The 19,205-nt window shown below is 48.8% G+C and carries 25 protein-coding genes; 16 read left to right on the forward strand and 9 right to left on the reverse strand.

Translation table 11 applies throughout. The annotated features are described in order from the left end of the window. The first annotated feature begins 34 nt into the window (after window positions 1-34). Genes AUL54_RS18835 through AUL54_RS18845 form a run of 3 tightly spaced genes read left to right on the forward strand, consistent with a single transcriptional unit; the run spans window position 35 to window position 3,299 of the window. Window positions 35-1,189 (forward strand): cytochrome P450, encoded by a 1,155-nt coding sequence (locus AUL54_RS18835; RefSeq protein WP_060964834.1) that lies wholly within the window; start codon window positions 35-37, stop codon window positions 1,187-1,189. Between the two features lie 56 nt (window positions 1,190-1,245). After that, on the forward strand, window positions 1,246-2,493 hold the full coding sequence (locus AUL54_RS18840; protein WP_060964835.1) for a hydroxymethylglutaryl-CoA synthase family protein: 1,248 nt from the start codon (window positions 1,246-1,248) through the stop codon (window positions 2,491-2,493). Window positions 2,494-2,552: 59 nt separating this feature from the next. Further along, window positions 2,553-3,299: a polyketide synthase gene (locus AUL54_RS18845; RefSeq protein WP_060964836.1), complete on the forward strand. Its 747-nt coding sequence runs from the start codon at window positions 2,553-2,555 to the stop codon at window positions 3,297-3,299. A 33-nt stretch (window positions 3,300-3,332) separates the two neighbouring features. Here AUL54_RS18845 and proC read toward each other — a convergent pair whose 3' ends face one another. Beyond that, the gene (gene proC / locus AUL54_RS18850) at window positions 3,333-4,175 is read right to left on the reverse strand and encodes a pyrroline-5-carboxylate reductase (RefSeq protein ID WP_060964837.1); all 843 of its coding nucleotides are present in this window, start codon (window positions 4,173-4,175) and stop codon (window positions 3,333-3,335) included. Between the two features lie 396 nt (window positions 4,176-4,571). On the opposite strand from proC, the gene AUL54_RS18855 reads away from it, so the two are divergent. From AUL54_RS18855 to AUL54_RS18875, 5 genes are all read left to right on the forward strand, one after another. After that, entirely contained in the window at window positions 4,572-5,531 is a 960-nt protein-coding gene (locus tag AUL54_RS18855) for an MBL fold metallo-hydrolase (protein WP_060964838.1), read from the forward strand. 5 nt (window positions 5,532-5,536) lie between these two features. Continuing rightward, window positions 5,537-6,313 (forward strand): SDR family NAD(P)-dependent oxidoreductase, encoded by a 777-nt coding sequence (locus AUL54_RS18860; RefSeq protein ID WP_060964839.1) that lies wholly within the window; start codon window positions 5,537-5,539, stop codon window positions 6,311-6,313. A gap of 17 nt (window positions 6,314-6,330) precedes the next feature. Beyond that, window positions 6,331-7,680: a D-serine ammonia-lyase gene (gene dsdA, locus AUL54_RS18865; RefSeq protein ID WP_060964840.1), complete on the forward strand. Its 1,350-nt coding sequence runs from the start codon at window positions 6,331-6,333 to the stop codon at window positions 7,678-7,680. Between the two features lie 75 nt (window positions 7,681-7,755). Beyond that, entirely contained in the window at window positions 7,756-8,715 is a 960-nt protein-coding gene (coaA, locus tag AUL54_RS18870; protein ID WP_060964841.1) for a type I pantothenate kinase, read from the forward strand. A 24-nt stretch (window positions 8,716-8,739) separates the two neighbouring features. Continuing rightward, entirely contained in the window at window positions 8,740-9,135 is a 396-nt protein-coding gene (locus tag AUL54_RS18875; protein ID WP_101605605.1) for a VOC family protein, read from the forward strand. 1 nt (window position 9,136) lies between these two features. On the opposite strand, the gene AUL54_RS18880 is transcribed toward AUL54_RS18875, so the two are convergent. The 5 genes from AUL54_RS18880 to AUL54_RS18900 form a co-directional block, all read right to left on the reverse strand. Beyond that, the gene (locus tag AUL54_RS18880; RefSeq protein ID WP_101605606.1) at window positions 9,137-9,304 is read right to left on the reverse strand and encodes a DUF4083 family protein; all 168 of its coding nucleotides are present in this window, start codon (window positions 9,302-9,304) and stop codon (window positions 9,137-9,139) included. 60 nt (window positions 9,305-9,364) lie between these two features. Continuing rightward, window positions 9,365-10,435 carry an AI-2E family transporter gene (locus AUL54_RS18885; protein WP_060964843.1) on the reverse strand — a complete coding sequence of 357 codons (1,071 nt, stop codon included), beginning with the start codon at window positions 10,433-10,435 and terminating at the stop codon, window positions 9,365-9,367. Between the two features lie 73 nt (window positions 10,436-10,508). Beyond that, window positions 10,509-10,715 (reverse strand): YqzH family protein, encoded by a 207-nt coding sequence (locus tag AUL54_RS18890; RefSeq protein ID WP_003153294.1) that lies wholly within the window; start codon window positions 10,713-10,715, stop codon window positions 10,509-10,511. Window positions 10,716-10,816: 101 nt separating this feature from the next. Beyond that, window positions 10,817-11,161: a YolD-like family protein gene (locus AUL54_RS18895; RefSeq protein WP_060964844.1), complete on the reverse strand. Its 345-nt coding sequence runs from the start codon at window positions 11,159-11,161 to the stop codon at window positions 10,817-10,819. A 14-nt stretch (window positions 11,162-11,175) separates the two neighbouring features. Further along, entirely contained in the window at window positions 11,176-12,402 is a 1,227-nt protein-coding gene (locus tag AUL54_RS18900) for a DNA polymerase IV (protein ID WP_060964845.1), read from the reverse strand. Between the two features lie 215 nt (window positions 12,403-12,617). Between AUL54_RS18900 and AUL54_RS18905 the strand changes: the two genes are divergently transcribed. The 5 genes from AUL54_RS18905 to AUL54_RS18925 all read left to right on the forward strand — a co-directional run bounded on the left by AUL54_RS18905 (window position 12,618) and on the right by AUL54_RS18925 (window position 14,975). Beyond that, on the forward strand, window positions 12,618-13,088 hold the full coding sequence (locus AUL54_RS18905; RefSeq protein ID WP_060964846.1) for a GNAT family N-acetyltransferase: 471 nt from the start codon (window positions 12,618-12,620) through the stop codon (window positions 13,086-13,088). Between the two features lie 12 nt (window positions 13,089-13,100). Next, window positions 13,101-13,361 carry a hypothetical protein gene (locus AUL54_RS18910; protein WP_060964847.1) on the forward strand — a complete coding sequence of 87 codons (261 nt, stop codon included), beginning with the start codon at window positions 13,101-13,103 and terminating at the stop codon, window positions 13,359-13,361. Then, complete coding sequence (locus AUL54_RS18915; protein ID WP_060964848.1) at window positions 13,358-14,308, forward strand: GNAT family N-acetyltransferase; 951 nt, start codon at window positions 13,358-13,360, stop codon at window positions 14,306-14,308. Before AUL54_RS18910 ends, AUL54_RS18915 begins: the two co-directional genes overlap by 4 nt. Window positions 14,309-14,398: 90 nt before the next feature. Continuing rightward, window positions 14,399-14,761, forward strand: coding sequence for an iron-sulfur cluster biosynthesis family protein (locus AUL54_RS18920; protein WP_047475681.1), 363 nt, complete (start codon window positions 14,399-14,401; stop codon window positions 14,759-14,761). Continuing rightward, window positions 14,736-14,975, forward strand: coding sequence for a DUF2552 family protein (locus AUL54_RS18925; protein ID WP_003153307.1), 240 nt, complete (start codon window positions 14,736-14,738; stop codon window positions 14,973-14,975). The genes AUL54_RS18920 and AUL54_RS18925 overlap by 26 nt, the downstream gene beginning before the upstream one ends. Before the next feature lie 39 nt (window positions 14,976-15,014). On the opposite strand, the gene AUL54_RS18930 is transcribed toward AUL54_RS18925, so the two are convergent. Then, window positions 15,015-15,929, reverse strand: coding sequence for an alpha/beta hydrolase (locus AUL54_RS18930; RefSeq protein ID WP_060964849.1), 915 nt, complete (start codon window positions 15,927-15,929; stop codon window positions 15,015-15,017). A 109-nt stretch (window positions 15,930-16,038) separates the two neighbouring features. On the opposite strand from AUL54_RS18930, the gene AUL54_RS18935 reads away from it, so the two are divergent. Next, window positions 16,039-16,263, forward strand: a complete 225-nt coding sequence (locus tag AUL54_RS18935; RefSeq protein WP_016939176.1) for a YqkE family protein — start codon at window positions 16,039-16,041, stop codon at window positions 16,261-16,263. A gap of 32 nt (window positions 16,264-16,295) precedes the next feature. Here AUL54_RS18935 and AUL54_RS18940 read toward each other — a convergent pair whose 3' ends face one another. Together AUL54_RS18940 and mciZ are read right to left on the reverse strand one after the other, a co-directional pair. After that, window positions 16,296-17,216, reverse strand: coding sequence for an aldo/keto reductase (locus AUL54_RS18940; RefSeq protein WP_060964850.1), 921 nt, complete (start codon window positions 17,214-17,216; stop codon window positions 16,296-16,298). Window positions 17,217-17,278: 62 nt separating this feature from the next. Continuing rightward, the gene (gene mciZ / locus AUL54_RS18945; protein ID WP_003153315.1) at window positions 17,279-17,401 is read right to left on the reverse strand and encodes a Z-ring formation inhibitor MciZ; all 123 of its coding nucleotides are present in this window, start codon (window positions 17,399-17,401) and stop codon (window positions 17,279-17,281) included. Window positions 17,402-17,479: 78 nt separating this feature from the next. Here mciZ and AUL54_RS18950 point away from each other — a divergent pair, with 78 nt between their 5' ends. Together AUL54_RS18950 and AUL54_RS18955 are read left to right on the forward strand one after the other, a co-directional pair. Then, window positions 17,480-18,034 (forward strand): NUDIX hydrolase, encoded by a 555-nt coding sequence (locus AUL54_RS18950; protein WP_060964851.1) that lies wholly within the window; start codon window positions 17,480-17,482, stop codon window positions 18,032-18,034. After that, window positions 18,034-19,197 carry a TIGR00375 family protein gene (locus AUL54_RS18955; RefSeq protein ID WP_060964852.1) on the forward strand — a complete coding sequence of 388 codons (1,164 nt, stop codon included), beginning with the start codon at window positions 18,034-18,036 and terminating at the stop codon, window positions 19,195-19,197. Before AUL54_RS18950 ends, AUL54_RS18955 begins: the two co-directional genes overlap by 1 nt. The last annotated feature ends 8 nt before the right edge of the window (window positions 19,198-19,205 follow it).

A 19,205-nucleotide genomic window follows, 5' to 3' on the forward strand; every position in this document is an offset into this window, starting at 1 on the left:
TTTCAAATCTTGATCACATCTTGGAGGAATGAAAATGACCAGTTTAACAAAAATCAGGCAGCAGCAGCCGTACAAGTGGTACCAAACGATGAGAGAAACCTCTCCCGTTCATTACAATGAAAAGGAAGATTGCTGGGAAATCTTCACCTATGATGAAGTGAAGCGGGTGATTTCTGACTACAGTCATTTTTCTTCCGATCATAAATACTTAAGTGCGGACAAGCAGGAAAAAATGATCCGGCATATTAACAAAGACAGCCTTTTGAAAATGGACCCGCCTGAACACACCGTCTTCAGAAAATTGGTCAATCAGCCGTTCATGCCGAAATCGGTTGAGACTCTTACACCGCGTATAGCCGCTATCGCTGATGACCTGCTTCAGGCCGTCCGTTCAAAAGGCAGGATGGACATTATTGAAGATTACGCATTTCCGCTTCCGATTATCGTGATCGCAGAGCTTTTAGGATTTCCTCCGAAAGACAGGGATATCTTTAAAAGCTGGGTCGACCAAAGCCAGAATGTAAAAGATGAAAAGAAAATGAATGAAGTGCAAAAGCAGATGATCGGATACTTCATGCAGTTTATTTTACAGCGGAGAAAACAGCCGGAAAATGATTTAATCAGCCATTTAATTTCAGCTGATTTAGACGGAGAGCCGCTGTCAGACAAGCAATTAATCGGTTTTTGCGGCTTGTTGATCGTCGCGGGGCACGTAACGACGGAAAATGTGATCGGAAATTCATTTCTCAGTCTCAAGGAGTTTCCGCATATTCTGCCCCGGCTGCTTGAAAATAAGGCGTTCCTCCCTGACTTTATTGAGGAAGTCATCCGTCTCAGACCTTCCATTCAGCGGGTAACCCGCTATACTGCGATTGAGAGCGAGATTGGCGGAAAAACGATTCCGGCCGGAGAAAAAGTGTATGCGTGGATTGGATCGGCGAACAGAGATGAAAAGAAGTTTGAAAATGCCGATCAAATTGATTTGGGACGAAAGCCAAATCAGCATTTGTCATTCGGCCAGGGCAGCCATTATTGTTTAGGAGCGCCGCTGGCCCGGCTTGAAGCGAAAATCGCGCTCTCCCACTTTTTTGAACAGATGCCCGCATGGCGTTTTACTGAGGATCAAGAGCCGAATCTGGTTCCGAGCCCTGTATTTCACGGCGTTGACAGGCTGCTTGTTGAGTTTTGAGCGAAAAAATAAAAGAGGCTTCACGGGAAGCCTCTTTACTCTGGGGGCTTGGAGAAATGAATGTAGGAATCGAAGCAATGAACGTGTTTGGCGGAACCGCGTATGTAGACGTCATGGAGCTTGCGGAACATCGGAATCTGGATAAAAAAAGGTTTGAGAACCTGCTGATGAAAGAAAAAGTGGTGGCGCTTCCGTTTGAAGATCCGATTACGTTCGCCGTAAATGCCGCAAAACCGATTATCGACTCTCTGTCAGAAGAGGAACGGAATCAGATTGAAATGGTCATTACCTGTACGGAATCCGGGATTGATTTTGGCAAATCCATCAGTACATACGTCCATGATTATTTGCAGCTGAAGCGGAATTGCCGGTTATTTGAGGTGAAACAGGCTTGCTATTCTTTAACGGCCGGGTTTCAAATGGGCGTGAATTTCATCTTATCGCAAACATCACCGGGAGCGAAAGCGCTCATCATCGGCACGGATATTTCCCGTTTTTTAGTGGCTGAAGGCGGTGACGCGTTGACGGAGGTATGGTCCTATGCCGAACCGAGTGCGGGGGCGGGAGCTGTGGCGCTTTTAGTCAGCAGCACCCCTCATGTCTTTTTGCTTGATCAAGGCGCAAGCGGGTATTACGGGTATGAAGTCATGGATACCTGCCGCCCGATTCCGGATAGTGAAGCGGGGGATGCTGATCTGTCGCTCATGTCTTATTTGGACTGCTGTGAAAAATCATTTCAGGAATACCGAAAGCGTGTGAGCGGGGCGGATTATAAGAGTACATTTCAATACCTTTCTTTTCATACTCCGTTTGGCGGAATGGTAAAAGGAGCGCATCGGACGATGATGAGAAAATTGGCAAAGACTAAGCCGCAAGACATTGAAGCGGATTTTCAGCAACGCGTGCTGCCTGGGATTCAATACTGTCAGCGCGTAGGCAACATCATGGGAGCCACCGTATTTTTATCTCTTGCCAGCACGATTGATAACGGCTCTTTTGAAGCGCCGAAACGCGTCGGCTGTTTTTCATACGGTTCGGGCTGCTGCTCTGAATTTTACAGCGGTGTCGTTATGCCGCAAAGCCGGACGCGGCAGAATCGATTTCAGATCAGCCGGCATTTGGATGAACGCGTCCGTTTATCGATGGCTGATTATGATCGGCTGCTCCAAGACAGCGGCATCGTAAAATTCGGCACAAGAAATGCCGCGCCCGCAGCAGACATCCCGAATGCGCATCAAGGAAAAACGCGATTGGTGCTGACTGAAATAAAAGAGTTTCACAGAAAGTATGAATGGGCGACCTAATATCAGAAACACTCAGAGCCGGAAAGGCTTGAATATTTTTAAAGAAGCGGAGAATAAACATGAATCCAATGATCGATGTACAGGAAACAGAACCGGGCATTGTGCAGGTCACAATGCAGAATACGGCCGGGAAAAACGGGCTGTCAGAAGAGTTTGTAAGAGAGCTGCACCGGGTATTCCAAGACATCAATGCCCATCCGTCCTATAAAACCGTCCTTCTGACGGGTTACGGAAATTATTTCTGCACGGGAGGAACGCAGGAGGGGCTTTTGACCATTCAGAGCGGAAAGCTCCAATTTACAGATTTAAAGCTTCACAGTCTTTTATTGGATTGCAGGATTCCCGTGATTTCCGTCATGCAGGGGCATGCGATCGGAGCCGGCTTTACGATCGGTCTGAGCTCGGATTTCGTGATTTTAAGCAGAGAGAGTTTTTATTCTTGTAATTATATGAAGTACGGATTTACACCGGGAATGGGCGCGACGTATATTGTGCCTGAAAAACTGGGAATTGTCCTCGGGGAAGAAATGCTGTTTACGGCCGCGAATTTCAGCGGCGCTGCTCTGGAAAAAAGGGGAGTTCCGTTTGAAGTGCTGCCGAAAAAAGACGTCCTTCAAAGAGGCCGCGAATTGGCCCGGCTGCTGGCGGATAAACCGAGAGCCTCACTGGTTGCGCTGAAATCCAATGTGACCGCACGGATCAAAAGAGAGCTGACAAAAGCGGTTGAGGAAGAGGTGAACATGCACGAAGCCACATTCCATCTTCCTGAAGTAAAAGAGAGAATCAGCCGCTTATACGGCAGTTAAACAGAATGAAAAAAGCATGGGAAGCCCCATGCTTTATGATTGGTCCGTCTTTTGCAGCACGGAGCCTGTGAATTGTTCTTTAATTTCGGCGCTTCGGGCTGCGGTTTCTGTAATGCAGTGAATGATGGCTTCTTCAAAGCGGCGCTCGTTTAATGCGCGAAGGCCTGCCTCGGTTGTGCCGCCAGGGCTTGTGATTTCCTTGCGCAGGCGCTCAGGGCGTTTGCTGCTTTTTCTGAGCATTTCCGTCGCCCCGGCCATGGTTTGTAAAATCAGCTCTTTTGCCTTTTCTTCCGGCAGACCGACTTGAAGGGCGGCTTTTTCCATCGCTTCGACATACCGGTACACATAGGCGGGGCCGCTTCCGGCGATGGCTGTGACGGCATCAAGGTGTTTTTCTTCAAAGAGCGTCGCTTCTCCGATTGTTTCCAGCAGCTCTTTTGCCGTCCGGATTTCTGCCTCACTCGCCTCAGAGCTTGCGGAAAAACCGGTCGCCGATTGCTGAATGGCCGCTGATGTATTCGGCATCGCGCGGATGATGGTGAGCTTTCTGCCGAAATATTGCTGAATGGTGTGAATCGTCAGCCCTGCGATGACAGAAATCACAAGCTGATCTTTCACGTATTCGCGAATGTTTTCAATGCTTTCTGCCGCATCTTTCGGTTTAAAGGCGAGAACGATAATGTCGGTCTTGCTGAAAAACTCTTCTTTATCCCGGCACGGTTTCACTCCGTACGTTTTATGGAGCTCTTCAAGCCGGCTGTCATTTGACCGGTTTGTCATGTATATATGCCCGGGGGCCGTCAGTCCGCTTTGCAGCAGTCCGTTCACCATTGCTTCCGCCATTGATCCGGCTCCGATAAACCCGATTTTCTTCATATAAATCCTCCTTCTTTCCAAAACACAAAAAAACCTTCCCGTCAAAAAGGACGAAAAGGTTTCGCGGTACCACCTTACATTAGCACGAATCAGCCGTGCTCAGCTCAAATCCCGTAACGAGGGGATACGTTTAGGTTTTCCTAACCGCTCTGAGGGCAGGTTCTGTAAACAAGAGGGCCGCAATGTCTTTCAGCCGGGGACATTGCTCTCTGCTGCCGTTGTTTATATACTAGTTCCTCGTCATCGCGTTCCGTGTTTTCTAGTTTGTTGTTCATTATGCTATGCGGCAGAGCGGGATGTCAATCTTTTTTTCTGATATACGGCAATAATGACACAGGGAAGAGAAAAGGCTAAAATATGAGTATTCAGGAATGAAAAGAACGAAGGAGCGTAAATATGGCAGCGAGAAAGATCATTCCGATACGTGTACCGACTCCGTTTGCAGTCGGCGACGTTATCGTTTATTTAGTAAAAGATGAAGCCTTAACCCTCATTGATTGCGGCCCGAATACAAAGGAAGCGGCTGAATCGCTCTTCATGCAGCTTAAAGAACACGGTGTTTCTGCGGCGGATATAGATCAGGTGGTGCTCACTCATCATCACGCAGATCATTCAGGTTTGCTGCACCTTTTTTCCGATGATACGGAAGTAATCGGGCATCCGCTGAATGACAGGTATATTACTCAGAACCAGTCGTATATCGCCCGGCAGGAGGATTTTTTTCTGTCGCTTATGACAGAGATGGGCGTTCCTCTGACATATGAAGACATACATAAAACAGTTAAGCTGTCATACTTATTTTCTGCAAACCGTCCGTTAACAAAAACAGTGGGCGAAGGCGGAAAAATTGACGGGCTGGACGGCTGGACGGTGCTCGAAATCCCGGGGCATGCCGCGTCTCACATTGCGCTTTATCATGAAAAAAACGGTGAAATGTTCAGCGGCGATCTGCTTTTGTCCAACAGCTCCACAAATCCGATTTTGGAGGCTCCGGAAAAGGGGAGCGTGCGCACGTCTCCGATGCTGGACTATTTGAAATCAATGAAGCGGCTGTATGATATCAACCCGTCCCTTTTATATCCGGGACACGGCGAGCTGCTGAAAGACGTTAGGTCTGCTGCTGACAGGCGGCTCGAAAAACAGCGAAACCGGGCGGAATATGTGCTGCACCTGCTGTCAGAGGAAACGCTGACGGCTTTCCAAGTATGCCGGCGGCTGTTTCCGGCTGTGTACGAAAATGAATTGTTTTTAACGATGTCAGAAACGATCGGCCATCTTGACGTGCTGGCTGCAAAAGGGAAGGCCGAATCCTTTCAGTCGGGAAATACTCTGATGTTTAAAGCTGTGAAGGGGTGAAGGTAATGGGCAGATTAACGGATAAGCGGATTTGGATCACCGGGGCATCCGGCGGACTCGGAGAACGGCTTGCATATTCCTGCGCGGCAGAAGGGGCTCATGTTTTTTTATCCGCAAGGCGGGAGGACCGCTTGCAGGAAGTAAAAAAAACGATTACTTCGCGGGGCGGACAGTGTGATGTCATTCCGTTTGACGTCCGGCATGCAGAAGAGGCTGAAAACGTAAGGCGTTTGATCGGTCATGTTGACGTATTAATCAATAACGCCGGGTTCGGCATTTTTGAAACTGCCGCTGATGCATCTTTGAATGATATGAAGGCGATGTTTGAAGTCAATGTATTCGGATTAATTGCCTGTACGAAAGCCTGTCTTCCGGTGATGCTTCACGCCAAAAGCGGCCATATTATCAATATCGCTTCACAGGCCGGCAAACTGGCGACGCCGAAATCAAGCCTTTATTCCGCTACGAAACACGCCGTTTTAGGGTATTCCAATGCGCTGCGGCTCGAGCTGGCCGGTTCGGGTGTAGCTGTGACAACGGTTAATCCCGGCCCGATCAAAACAGACTTCTTTACAATTGCAGATAAAGAGGGCGGTTATGTGAAAAGCGTCGGCAGATGGATGCTTGATGCCGACCATGTGGCAGAGCGCATTACGTCCGTGATTTTGACGGATAAACGGGAAATGAATCTTCCGCGATGGATGAGTTTCGGGACGAAGCTGTATCAGCTTTTCCCATCGTTTACAGAAAAACTGGCCGGCCGCGCATTAAAGAAAAAGTAACAAGGGGGAGACAGCAAATGTCCGATCGGGATATACGCACGGCATTGATGGAAGAGCCTTTAGTCAGACAAATGGCGGAGGCGCGGGAAGTATTTTGGATCAACCCGCATAAAACCGATGATCCCGTAAAACATGGCGCTGAATGGGAAAAGGAGATTGCCGAAGCGGAAGAAAGGCTGCGCCGGTTTGCGCCTTATATCGCATCGGCTTTTCCGGAGACGGAAGAGGCGGGGGGTCTCATTGAATCTCCGCTTGTCTTGATTAATGAAATGAAGAAGCGTCTGGAACACAGCGCCGCTCAGGCTTTTCCCGGACGCCTGCTTTTGAAGTGCGACCATGAACTTCCGATTTCCGGTTCCATTAAAGCGCGCGGCGGGATTTACGAAGTGCTGAAGCATGCCGAAGATCTCGCGGTAAAAGCGGGAATGCTCTCAGCAGACGACGATTACAGCATATTGACTGAGGAACGGTTTACCGCTTTTTTCTCGAAATATTCTATAGCCGTGGGTTCTACGGGCAATTTAGGTTTGAGTATCGGCATAATCGGCGCGAAGCTCGGTTTTTGTGTGACCGTGCATATGTCGAGTGACGCCAAGCAGTGGAAAAAAGAGCTGCTCCGGGAAAAAGGGGTTCGGGTCATCGAATACGAAGCAGACTACAGTCTGGCTGTCAAAGAAGGGCGCATTCAGGCGGAGCAGGACCCTTATTGTTATTTTATTGATGATGAGCATTCCCGGGATCTGTTTTTAGGGTATGCAGTTGCGGGAAGCCGTGTAAAAAAGCAGCTGGATCAAATGAACATTAAGCCTGCTGCAGATGAGCCGCTTTTCGTCTATCTGCCCTGCGGGGTCGGAGGAGGACCGGGCGGCGTCGCGCTTGCCCTAAAGCTGATCTATGGCGAGCATGTCCATATTTTTTTCGGTGAGCCGACGCATTCACCGTGTATGCTGTTAGGCCTGTTTTCCGGCTTGCATGACGGAATCAGCGTGCAGGATATCGGTCTTGATAATCAAACGGCCGCCGACGGACTTGCGGTGGGAAGGCCGTCCGGACTGGCCGGCCCTCTGATGGAACCTATACTCAGCGGCTGTTATACCGCCGATGACGGCACGCTTTTTTCGCTGCTCTATCAATTAAGAGCCGCCGAGAATAAGAGCCTTGAGCCTTCTGCCCTCGCCGGCATGGCAGGAGCTGTCAAGTTCGTTCAGACTGAAGCGGGAAACCGTTACATAAAAGAGCGGGGGCTTGAGATGGAAAATGCCGTGCACCTTGTGTGGAGCACTGGCGGGAGCATGGTTCCGGAGAAGGAAATGGAAGAGTACAGCAAGCTCGGTTCCTCATTTGCGAAAAAAATGGGCAGACAGTGAAGCGGTTTTCCGTTACAATCTTTGTAAGCGTTTGTTTTTTTACCGGAAAGCCATACAGAGAGATTGGTGTGAATTGTGAAAAGTAAAGAATTGAACTTACATACATTGTACACGCAGCACAGCCGCGAGTCTTGGGCCGGATTCGGCGGTCATCTTTCCATTGCCGTTTCAGAAGAAGAAGCCAAGGCCGTAGAGGGGCTGAATGACTACCTATCGGTGGAAGAAGTAGAAACGATTTATATTCCGCTTGTGCGCCTGCTCCATCTTCATGTCACGTCTGCTGCAAGACGGAATCAGCATGTCAACGTGTTTTTGAAGCATCCGCATTCAGCGAAAATCCCGTTTATCATCGGAATCGCGGGCAGCGTCGCCGTCGGCAAAAGCACCACCGCAAGAATTTTGCAAAAGCTTCTTTCCCGTCTGCCTGACAGGCCGAATGTGAGCCTGGTGACAACGGACGGTTTCTTGTATCCGACGGCGGAATTAAAAAGGAAAAACCTTCTGTCCAGAAAGGGATTCCCGGAAAGTTACGACGTGAAGGCGCTGCTTGAGTTTCTGAATGATATAAAATCAGGGAAAGAGAGAGTGGAGGCGCCCGTATATTCCCATCTTACCTATGACAGGGAAGAGGGCGCCGTCGAAGTGGTCGAAGGTGCGGATATCGTTATTATCGAAGGAATCAACGTCTTGCAGTCGCCGACCTTAGAGGACGACAGGGAAGATCCGCGGATTTTTGTATCGGATTTCTTTGATTTTTCAATTTATGTGGATGCCGAAGAAAGCCGGATTTTTACGTGGTATTTGGAGCGTTTCCGTCTTTTGAGGGAAACCGCTTTTCAGGACCCGGCCTCTTATTTTCATAAATTTAAGGATTTATCTGATGCAGAAGCGGATACCATGGCCGCCTCCATTTGGGAGAGCGTCAACCGTCCGAATCTGTATGAAAATATTCTGCCGACAAAATTCAGGTCGGATTTGATTTTGAGAAAAGGTGACGGCCATAAAGTTGAAGAGGTGCTGGTAAGGCGTGTGTGATGTGAGGAGGAAGCGAATATGATGATGCATCATATTGAATTGTATGTATCTGACTTGAAAGCCTCCGCCCGGTTTTGGGGATGGTTTTTAGGTGAGCTCGGTTATACGGAATTTCAAAATTGGGACTCCGGCATCAGCTGGAAAAACGCAGGATTTTATGTTGTGCTTGTCCAGACAAAGGAGCGTTTTTTAACACCGGAGTACCACAGATGCCGGGTCGGGCTGAACCATCTGGCTTTTCATGCCGCATCAAGAGAGCAGGTTGACGAGATGACAGAAAAGCTGCTTGCCAGAGGATGCCCCGTGCTTTACAGAGACCGCCATCCATATGCAGGCGGAAGCACGCATTACGCCGTATTCACGGAAGACCCGGATCGGATAAAGGTAGAGCTGGCTGCTCCTGCCTCTGATTCTGAATGAACTATGCCTTTTCGTTTTTTTCTTCGCGCAGCGCGTCGAGTTTCTTTTCGATTCTGTCCAATTGTATGCGGCGCTTGTTCAAGCTTCTGAATACATATATCACGGCAAACAGGAAAACCGCGGCTGCGGCGAATGAAATCAATTGAAAAATGACATCACCGATGTTCATCTTTTTACCTCCGTGTGCGGCGGGCTTCCTCAGCCCGTCGTTTTTCATTTTAGTGTCTCTCTAGCCTTGTTTTTTTCTGAGTATGAACAGTTTCTGCATGTGGCTTATGATCACCTTTGCAACCGCATATCCCGGAATGGCCAGCAGCATGCCGGCAATACCTGAGAATTTGCCGGCGGCAAGCAGAAGAAAAATAATGGTCAGCGGGTGAATGTCCAGCTTCCGGCCCATAATTTGCGGGGAAATCAGCTGGCTTTCAAGCTGCTGGACAATGACGACAACCGTAATCACAAGCACTGCCTGCGTCGGTGAGTCGAACAATCCGACAATGACTCCGGGAAATGTGCCGATCCAAGGCCCGATAAACGGAATCAGGTTTGTCACCATGGCGAACGCGCCCAGAACGAGCGGATAATCGAGCCCGATTATGAAATAGCCGATCGTGACGAGAACGCCGACACAGAAACTGACGAGCAGCTGCCCTTGTATGTATGAACTGAGAGCCTCATCCATGTCCTGAAGGATTTGTTTTCCTTCCTTTTGATGTTTTTCCGGAAGAAGCCGGAGCAGCCGCCGGGGCGCTTTATTTCCTTCTTTTAACATATAATACAGCGCAAACGGAATAATGGCGGCGGTGATGGCGGCATTGGCAGCCGCACCGGCCAGGCTGCTGAGAGAATCAGCGATTGAACCGGAATAATTTGCGGCTTTGTCTGCTAATTTTTTGAAGGAATCCTCATGCTGAAGCCGGGAAAACCATTTACTGTCCTGGAGATGCCCGATCCAATTTTCAGCTTTTTCGGAAAGCTCGGGAATGTGATCTGTGAAGGCTGTAAACTGTTTTTGAACGGCAGGGCCCGCCGTGTAAAGGAAGAGGACAAAAAGGCCGGCTGTTCCCGCATAAATCGCTAAAATCGCGATTCCTTCGGGCAACTTTAATTTCGCATGCAGCACTTTGACGAGCGGGCGGCACAAATAGTAAAGGACGCCCGATAATACAATGGGCGGAAACAAGGTTTTAACCGTAATCACAACAGGCTGGAACAAAAAGTCTATTAATGTTCCGAGATAAATGATGAGAAATAACAGAAGAACGGCATAGCCGATCTTGAAATAAGGCCCGACAGGCATATTCTGCACCACGCAATCTTTAAGGGTTTACTCTCGATCGTTTCCCTTATCGCCCGGCGCATAAACGTCCCTGTCAGGAGAACTGCCCCTGATTGGTGACATAATCGTAGATAATATCTTCTACATGGGCATGGAGGTCCTCATCGGGTTCTTCGTTCCTTCTTTCTTCCAAAGCTTTTTTTAAACTCTGTTTTTCATAGGGGCTCAGCGGATCTGTCGACACATTCCGTCCATACTGGCGGAGGGCCTGTCCCAGCATTTTTTCTATAAATTGATCCATCGTATATTCTCCTATTCTTATCATTCATCTTTATTCTACTAAATATCATGTGATCCTCCCACTCTTCTATCATATTTTCTGTCAGGACGATTTAGGCTCTTTTATTCCAGTTCAGCTGAGAGAATAAGATGAAACGGCAGCGTTAACGCATCTTCATCGTTTATGATTTTTAAACGTTTTTCGTCATGCTTCACTTGTTTTACCCATCCCCAAAACCGGCGGGGGCCGTGTGCGGAAGCGTAGGTGACTGAGATGGCCCTGTCTTCTTCAATCGACGCCGCAATGATGCGGTTCATGTCGTTCATTTGCTCTTCGCTCAGTTCCGGCGGCCGGAATTCCCGTTCTTTTCGTTTCTTTGCAAGCAGCTGCTCCCGATGTTCGGGGAGCATCATCCGGCTTGATTCCCACATGACATTATACCCGGGTGTTAATTTGTTCGGATTCATGTATATCACCTCAATTATTTGTAATGCCCGCCGATTTTTTCAGCCCGGTGAAAGGCTTGGCCGGCCTCTGTCAGCGACGCGGCATGGAGGAGCGACGCCGGGCCGTACCGTTCATGGATATCATCCAATACTTTGCCGAGACTGATCTTTTTTTCCTGGGCATCGAACAGGCTCAGCTGAACATAATCACAGGGCTCCAGCTGGGAAAGGGAGACGCCGGCGCTGCGGACGGGCTCCCCGTTCCAATGCTCTTTAAAGAGCTTGACCGCCGTTTTAAAAATATCCATTCCGAAATTGGTCGGAGAGACGAGCTTTCTCTGTCTGTGAAAACCTGAAGGGAAATCAAAATCGGCGCCCCTGATGCTGACTGAAACCGTATGGCCGATGTATTGTTTAAAACGGGCGCGGCGGGCCACTTCTTCGCTTAACTCCAGCAATACGACTTTGATATCCTCAAAGCGGCTGTAGTCTCTCGGAAGGGTCATGTTATGGCCGATCGCTTTTTGCCGGCTGTGCGTGTTGACGGTGACCGGAGAGGGATCGATGCCGCGGGCTGTCCGCTGAAGCAATTCGCCGTTAATGCCCCAGCGCTTTTTCAGCAGTTCGGGAGGATGTGCGGCAAGCCCGCCGATTGTGCTGATGCCCATCCGCCTTAAATGATGCTCCATCCGTTTTCCGATGCCGAATAATTTTCCGACCGGCAGCGGCCACAGATCCTGCCTGATATTTGACATATCCAATCTGTGAATGCCGGATGCGTTTTTTTTGGCAAAATGGTCGCAAGCCATTTTCGCAAGCGCCTTATTCGGCCCGATGCCGACACGGGCATAAATACCGAATTCACGCATAATCGCTTGTTGAATGTTTTTGGCGATTGTAAAAGGATCACCGAACAGCCGCCTGCTCCCGGTCACGTCGAGAAACTGCTCATCGATGGAGTAGGGTTCTACAAGATCGGTATACCGCTCGAACAGCTCGGTAATCATAACGGAGACATCAATATACCGCTGCATCCGCGGACGGACGATAACGGCGTCTGGACATTTGGCCTGCGCTTCCCCCAGCCGTTCAGCGTTTTTTACGCCGTATCGTTTGGCGAGCGGACAAGCCGCAAGCACGACGCCGCTGCGTCTTTCGGGATCTCCCGAGACAATGACGGGCCGGTTTTTAAGATGAGGCGCTTCCGCTTTTTCCACAGACGCATAAAACGATTGCATATCAACAAGAAGAATATCAGCCATAAAAAAACCTCCGGGAACGTTTGTTCTGTTTTTCATTTTACCCGAACAATGACCGCGTTTATACTGGTAAATCATTCCCCGGTTGGAAGACGGGCTGATTCGTCCGCTTGAAAAGAAATCATTTACAATTGCAAACAACCCACATATAATTTTTTATATTCCAATGAAAGAAGCTGACATTCATTTTGCCGGACGAAAAGGAGAGTCAATCGATTATGGATATTCGAACAATTACCTCTGAAGACTATGAAATGGTTACGTCTGTTTTGAATGAATGGTGGGGCGGCAGGCAGATGAAAGACAAACTGCCGCGCTTGTTTTTTGAACATTTTCAGGACACAAGCTTTATTACGTTCGGGCCGGAGGGAATGACCGGTTTTTTAATCGGGTTTCAGTCACAATCAGACCCTGAGACGGCATATATTCATTTTTCCGGTGTGCATCCGGATTTCAGAAAAATGCAAATTGGAAAACAGCTCTATGACCGATTTATGGAGACGGTGAAAGAAAGGGGCTGCACAAAAGTCAATTGCGTGACGGCGCCTGTCAATAAAGTATCAATCGCCTATCATACAAAGTTAGGCTTTGAAGCTGAAAAAGGAACCAAAACCGTAAACGGAATCCCTGTTTTTGCGAATTATGACGGTCCGGGCCAGGATCGGATTCTGTTTGTGAAATACATATAGAGGAGGCTGAAAATGGGCTTTTTAGCTGACACGCCCAAACCGCCTTATGATGCGGTCATTTTTTCATCAATCAAGAGAGAATATGATGAGGAATATGAACAAACGGCAGAGCGCATCACGGTTTCCTGCTGGGACAGCATGGATGCGATTAAACGGTGGAAAGACCGGGCGGCAAAACAAAAAGGAAAAAGCGCCTGGAATGAAGCGTACGCGGTCCGCATGACGAGGACGGAGCCGCAGCGGATGTTTGTGTCAAAAGGAGCGGAAGATTGATTGCATTTTTACAGCATAAAGAAGAACAGACGGCGCGGGAAATTGCGGCGGTTCAGCGCTGCTCTTATCAAAAAGAAGCCGAGCTGATCGGCTTTTTCGGCATTCCCGGGCTGCATGAAACAGCCGAAGACATACAGCGGTCCCAGGAGACGTTTGCCGGTTTCAGAGTAAAAGATCGGCTCGCAGGCGTCATTTCGTATGAAAAAAAGGGATATGATCTCGTTATATGCCGGCTGACGGTGCACCCGTCCGGCTTTCGGAAAGGAATCGGACGGGCGCTCATTCAATTTGTGTTAGACGAGAACCGGGACGCCCAAAAAATAGAGACGGCTACCGCCAGCCAAAACGTTCCGGCAGTCTCTCTCTATTTAAAAGCAGGGTTCACGGAAGCCGGACAGACTGAGACGCCGGAAGGGCTGACTCTCTCATTTTTTCATCTTTATCCGAAGAGAAAAGCGGAAGTAATTCCGCACCAGCCGGAATGGAAAGAGATGTTTGAAAGAGAAAAGGCGAATTTGATCCGAATCTTCGGCCGCGCACTCCATTCGGTCAGCCACATCGGCAGCACCTCCATCCCCGGGATGGCCGCAAAACCCGTCATTGATATACTGGCGGAGGTTAATGATATTTCGGATGCTGACCGATTCAGTCCGCAGCTGGAAGCACTCGGCTATGAGGCGAAAGGGGAAAACGGGATAGAAGGCCGGCGTTTCTTTCAAAAAGGCGGCAACAGGCGCACACACCACGTTCACATATACGAAACAGGCCATCCGGACGCGGGGCGTCATCTGCTGTTCCGGGATTACCTCACCGCAAAGCCTGAAAAAGCGGCTCAATACATGAAGCTGAAAAAGCGGCTCGCTGAGACATACCCGTACGATATGGCAAAGTATACTGAAGGGAAAAAGGACTGGATCAAGGCGGCTGAACAAGAGGCAAAGGACTAAGGAGAGCGGGCTGCTGTAAAGAAAGCAGAAACAATGCATACAGCGGTCCGGTATGCTACAATGGCGAAAATGAAAAACGGAGGATCACCTATGCAAATACATGTGACGGATGCGGCGAAACACACGCTTTTGCAGGCAATGGACGCCAACCCGGAGAAAAAAGCGCAGCTCCGCTATGACGCAGAAGGCTGCGGGTGCGCGGTCAGCGGCGTGCCGGCCATCTGGCTGGCGGACGAATTAACGGGACAATGCGAACGCATTGAAACCAACGGACTTCCGCTTTACATCCAGACCTCTCAAAAAGTGTTTTTTGACGAGGAAATGACAATCGATTACAATGAAAAGGCAAAAACGCTCGTCTTAAAGAGCCCGGCAGAAATGCTGAGCCCGAGAATGAGCATATTAGTAAAGCAGGGAGAAACTGAAAGTGAATCAAAAGCTGAAAGCCATTAAACAGACGGCACAGCATAAAACGTGGGTATCCTTTTTGAACAACAATCATCCGTACAGTCTGCTGCACTGGTCCATCGGGGGCGCTGAATCCGTACAAAAGGATGTCTGGCTGCTTCAGGATGAGATGACCTTCAAAGCGCAGGAGTTTACGACAATCGACCTCGCCATTGACTGGATCGGAGAAAATATGGACGGGATTACCGACGTTTTATGACGGGAAAGCGAAAGAACCAGTATACGTTCTTTCGCTTTTTTACGTTTGCGTTACGGTATCTAAAAAGGTTTGCAAGGCTTGCCGGTAGCTCTCCGGATTTTTGGTGTACGACATGGCATGCCCGCCCGATTCGGCCAGATACAGCATCTTCGGGCCGCGTTTTCTGCGGTGCAGCATTTCGGAGGAAGCGGGAGGTATATAATCATCCTCCTTACTGTGGATAAACAGAATGGGCTGCCGGATGCGGCTGATAACCGATAAAGGCGAGACATCACGGATGCGGTATCCTTCTCTCACCAGCAAAAAGAAATCAGCCAAAGGCAGCAGCGGCCACCGAGGCAGCCGGAATTCCCGCTTCAGTCTGTAGGCTAACTGATCGTGAAAACTTGCGAACGGACAGTCCGCAATATAAAAATCAGCGCCGTCTCCATTCTGATGATCTCCCGCGTATAATAAGGCCGTCACCGCTCCCATTGATTCGCCGTGGACACCGATTTGACCACCGTCCCCGGTTTTGTTTCTCACCCAATTCACGGCTTCTTCCAAATCATCTTTTTCAAAATAACCGTAGCTCGTTGTTCGGCCGCCGCTTTTTCCGTGCCGGCGGTGGTCATACACGAGCACATTCCAGCCTAAATCCAGAAACAAATCCATGTATTTCAATGAATTAAACAAATTGACGGTAACACCGTGACAAATAATCATCGTGTTTGCCGTACGATGCGGGGCAATGTAAAAGCCTTTGATCTCATACCCGTGGCGTGACAAGATGACGGCCTCTTCTTTTTCCATCGCCTGAAAGGAATCAAATACCCCACGCCAGTCTGCCGTTTCTCTTTTTATGATGTCTTCATCCGTCTTTTTCTTCATAAACATGATCAGATTCGTAAAAGCAAATCCGGCGGCCAAAAAGACCGCACAAGCCGAACCGAACACCGCCAGCCATTTTTTCACGCAGGCACCCTCCTTTAATATGAAAAATCCTTCCCTATGAACGTTGCCGGCCTCCGGCGCTCCATGGTACACTTGCTTCACCATTATTCAGATACGGGGGGCATAATTGATGAAAAAGCAGCTGCCTAAAGAAAAACACAGCTTAAAAGACAATCTGGAGGAAGATCTGAAGGCCAGGCTTTTGCAAATGAAAAGTGAGCTGAAGGAAGAAGACGAGAAAAAACAAGCGCAGCAAAAGGCGGAACAAATCAGAAAACGAAAAGAAAAAGAAAAAAATAAAAGCTTTGAAGAGCTGCTGAATGAAAGCAGTCTCGATTGGCACAAATATAAATAAACCGGCATCTGACAAGGTGCCGGTTTTATTGTTTAAGAACGATGGGCTTCGTATACGTCCTGTTTTGTATGGTATTGCAGGGCTTTGATTTCCTGACTGCTTAAACGCCGGGCCTCTAGAGCCGAACAGTTTTCTCTCAGCTGCTCAGGCGAGCTTGCTCCGGTGATGACAGAAGCGACGGCCGGCTGTGAAAGCAAGTATTGAAGAGAAAGCTCCGTCATGCTCAGATCAGGCACGGCAGCGTTAATCGCTTTTTTGGTTTCTGCCAGTTCTTCGAAAGAATATGTTAAATAGCCGTTCTCTTTTACGCTTGCGGCCGCTTGATCAAGCGGTTTTTCCGTAAGAAGCCCTTTAGCGACAGGCCCTCTGGCAACGACGCTGATTCCGTTCTCCTCTAAAAGGGGAAGCCACTCCTCGGGACGCCGGTCCAGCAGGCTGTATTGCATCATAACGCTTGTGATATTTGATTTTTTCACATATTCTTTAATGACATTCGGACGAATCGAGGAAATGCCGTAATACCGGATGACACCTTCCTGTTTTAAGTCCTCGAACGCTTCGATCGTTTCATCAATCTGATCCTCCATCGTGCCGCCATGCAGCTGATAAAGGTCGATATAGTCCGTTTTCAGCCGGCGCAGACTGTTTTTGACCGCTTCTTTTATGTATCCTTTGGAAGCGTCCCAATGCCAGCCGTCTTTCTCATCATTCCAGCGGTTTCCGGCTTTCGTGGCTAAAATGATGTCGTGTCTGCGGTTTTTGACGGCCTCCCCGACGATTTCCTCATTTCTGCCGAAATCATAAAGATCAGCGGTATCTAAATAATTGATTCCAAGCTCGATCGCTTCATCCAAAATAGACAGCGCCTTAGCTTTATCCGTGCCGAGCGACATACAGCCGAGCCCGATTTCGCTTATTTCTAAATCAGAACGTCCCAATTTGCGTTTTCTCATCATTTTGCTCCTTTTTATGGTCTTTTATTGACCGTAATATAAAGGCGCGAAGTTTTCAACTGTTAAGGCCCGGTGATCCAATCTCCGACATAGCGGAATGTCCGTCCGTACTCTTTCAATTTAGCCCGCACTTCCCAAGCCTTTCCGACCAATACGATGCTCTTATCCTTCCGGTACACCTTCAATCGAAAAGCACCTCCCTCTTATGCATGTATGATAAAATATATGAGGCATAATAGAGAGACAGAACGGGAGATGACATGATGAAACATTTAGAAGAAAAAACACTTGCGAAGAAAAAGCTGTATGACGGGAAAGTCATAGATCTTTACTTAGAGGATGTAGAGCTCCCGAACGGAAAAACAAGCAAGCGGGAAATCGTCAAACATCCGGGAGCGGTGGCTGTGCTTGCGGTGACCGAAGAAGGAAAAATCATTTTGGTGAATCAGTTCAGAAAGCCGCTGGAACGGACAATCGTTGAAATTCCGGCCGGCAAGCTGGAAAAAGGAGAAGAGCCCGAACATACCGCATTAAGAGAGCTCGAAGAAGAAACGGGATATACGGCGGAAACCTTGACGAAAATCACCGCTTTTTATACATCACCCGGATTTGCTGATGAAATTGTGCACCTCTTTCTTGCTGAAGGGCTTTCGTTGCTTGAAGAAAAGCGCGAACTGGATGAGGATGAATTTGTCGAAGTGATGCAGGTCACGCTTGAAGAGGCCGTGAAGCTGGTTGAATCCCGCCAGGTGTATGACGCTAAAACGGCATACGCGATTCAGTATCTTCAGCTGAAAGAAGCGCTGAAGGAAAAATGATGAAAACCGTTTATGCGGATCTGCATATTCATATCGGGCGCACCTATACGGGGAGACCGGTCAAAATCACCGGGGCTAAAACATTGACGCTGCAGCGGATTTTGGAAGAAGCAAGCGAGGGGAAGGGAATTGAACTATTGGGCATCATCGACTGCCATTCCCCGGAAGTCATGGAAGAAATCGAGCACGGAATTGATGAAGGCAGATACCGTGAGCTGAAAGAAGGCGGCATCCGGTATCGGAATACGACGCTTCTGTTGGGCAGTGAGCTTGAAATTTATGATCACACATGCCGCGGGCCGATTCACGTTCTCGTCTTTATGCCGGCTCTTGCCGAAATGAAGATGTTTTCTGAGTGGCTCGCAAAAAGGCTTAAAAATATCCATCTCAGTTCCCAGCGCATTTACGAGACCGGTTTGAATCTTCAAAAGAAAACAAAGGAATTGGGCGGGCTGTTTATCCCCGCCCATATGTTCACCCCGCATAAAAGCCTGTACGGAAAAGGGGTCAGATCTTCTTTGACAGAAGTTTTCGACCCGGCGCTTATTGACGCGGCGGAACTCGGATTAAGCTGCGACACTGACATGGCTTCACGGGTAACGGAACTTGATCCGTATACATTTTTAACAAATTCTGATGCGCATTCCTTAGGAAAAATCGGCAGAGAATATAATGAAATGCTTCTGAAGGAAGCGAACTTTACGGAATTTTCGCTGGCTCTAAAAGGGAAGGGCGGAAGAAAAATCACGGCGAATTACGGACTGAACCCGAAGCTCGGGAAGTATTACAGGACGGCTTGCGACCGCTGCGGCAGCCCGGCTGAAAAAGGAGCTTTAAAATGTACGGAATGCGGCGGGAAAACAATGACAAAAGGGGTCAGTGAACGGCTGGAGGAACTGAGCGGACCGAAAAAAAGCCGCGTGCCGCGGCCTCCGTATATTCATCAAATCCCTCTGCAGTTCATTCCCGGAGTCGGGCCGAAAACATTGGAAAAACTAAAGCGGACTTTCGGGACGGAAATGGCGATTCTTCATCAGGCAGAAGAAGAGGACTTGGCACGCGTCGTGCAGCCTAAAATAGCGGCTGTCATTCATAAAGCGCGCACCGGGCAGCTCGCCCTTGAGGCCGGAGGCGGAGGAACATACGGCCGAATCAAGCCGTAAAGCCGGTT

It is taken from the genome of Bacillus sp. SDLI1, from assembly GCF_001553895.1.
Lineage (GTDB): Bacteria > Bacillota > Bacilli > Bacillales > Bacillaceae > Bacillus > Bacillus siamensis.

Bases quoted from the DNA above. Each gene is read 5' to 3' on its own strand.
- AUL54_RS18835 (WP_060964834.1), top strand. From the start codon at position 35: ATGACCAGTTTAACAAAAATCAGGCAGCAGCAGCCGTACAAGTGGTAC.
- AUL54_RS18840 (WP_060964835.1), top strand. From the start codon at position 1,246: ATGAATGTAGGAATCGAAGCAATGAACGTGTTTGGCGGAACCGCGTAT.
- AUL54_RS18845 (WP_060964836.1), top strand. From the start codon at position 2,553: ATGAATCCAATGATCGATGTACAGGAAACAGAACCGGGCATTGTGCAG.
- proC (WP_060964837.1), bottom strand. From the start codon at position 4,175: ATGAAGAAAATCGGGTTTATCGGAGCCGGATCAATGGCGGAAGCAATG.
- AUL54_RS18855 (WP_060964838.1), top strand. From the start codon at position 4,572: ATGGCAGCGAGAAAGATCATTCCGATACGTGTACCGACTCCGTTTGCA.
- AUL54_RS18860 (WP_060964839.1), top strand. From the start codon at position 5,537: ATGGGCAGATTAACGGATAAGCGGATTTGGATCACCGGGGCATCCGGC.
- dsdA (WP_060964840.1), top strand. From the start codon at position 6,331: ATGTCCGATCGGGATATACGCACGGCATTGATGGAAGAGCCTTTAGTC.
- AUL54_RS18875 (WP_101605605.1), top strand. From the start codon at position 8,740: ATGCATCATATTGAATTGTATGTATCTGACTTGAAAGCCTCCGCCCGG.
- AUL54_RS18880 (WP_101605606.1), bottom strand. From the start codon at position 9,304: ATGAACATCGGTGATGTCATTTTTCAATTGATTTCATTCGCCGCAGCC.
- AUL54_RS18885 (WP_060964843.1), bottom strand. From the start codon at position 10,435: ATGCCTGTCGGGCCTTATTTCAAGATCGGCTATGCCGTTCTTCTGTTA.
- AUL54_RS18890 (WP_003153294.1), bottom strand. From the start codon at position 10,715: ATGGATCAATTTATAGAAAAAATGCTGGGACAGGCCCTCCGCCAGTAT.
- AUL54_RS18895 (WP_060964844.1), bottom strand. From the start codon at position 11,161: ATGAATCCGAACAAATTAACACCCGGGTATAATGTCATGTGGGAATCA.
- AUL54_RS18900 (WP_060964845.1), bottom strand. From the start codon at position 12,402: ATGGCTGATATTCTTCTTGTTGATATGCAATCGTTTTATGCGTCTGTG.
- AUL54_RS18905 (WP_060964846.1), top strand. From the start codon at position 12,618: ATGGATATTCGAACAATTACCTCTGAAGACTATGAAATGGTTACGTCT.
- AUL54_RS18910 (WP_060964847.1), top strand. From the start codon at position 13,101: ATGGGCTTTTTAGCTGACACGCCCAAACCGCCTTATGATGCGGTCATT.
- AUL54_RS18920 (WP_047475681.1), top strand. From the start codon at position 14,399: ATGCAAATACATGTGACGGATGCGGCGAAACACACGCTTTTGCAGGCA.
- AUL54_RS18935 (WP_016939176.1), top strand. From the start codon at position 16,039: ATGAAAAAGCAGCTGCCTAAAGAAAAACACAGCTTAAAAGACAATCTG.
- AUL54_RS18940 (WP_060964850.1), bottom strand. From the start codon at position 17,216: ATGAGAAAACGCAAATTGGGACGTTCTGATTTAGAAATAAGCGAAATC.
- AUL54_RS18950 (WP_060964851.1), top strand. From the start codon at position 17,480: ATGAAACATTTAGAAGAAAAAACACTTGCGAAGAAAAAGCTGTATGAC.
- AUL54_RS18955 (WP_060964852.1), top strand. From the start codon at position 18,034: ATGAAAACCGTTTATGCGGATCTGCATATTCATATCGGGCGCACCTAT.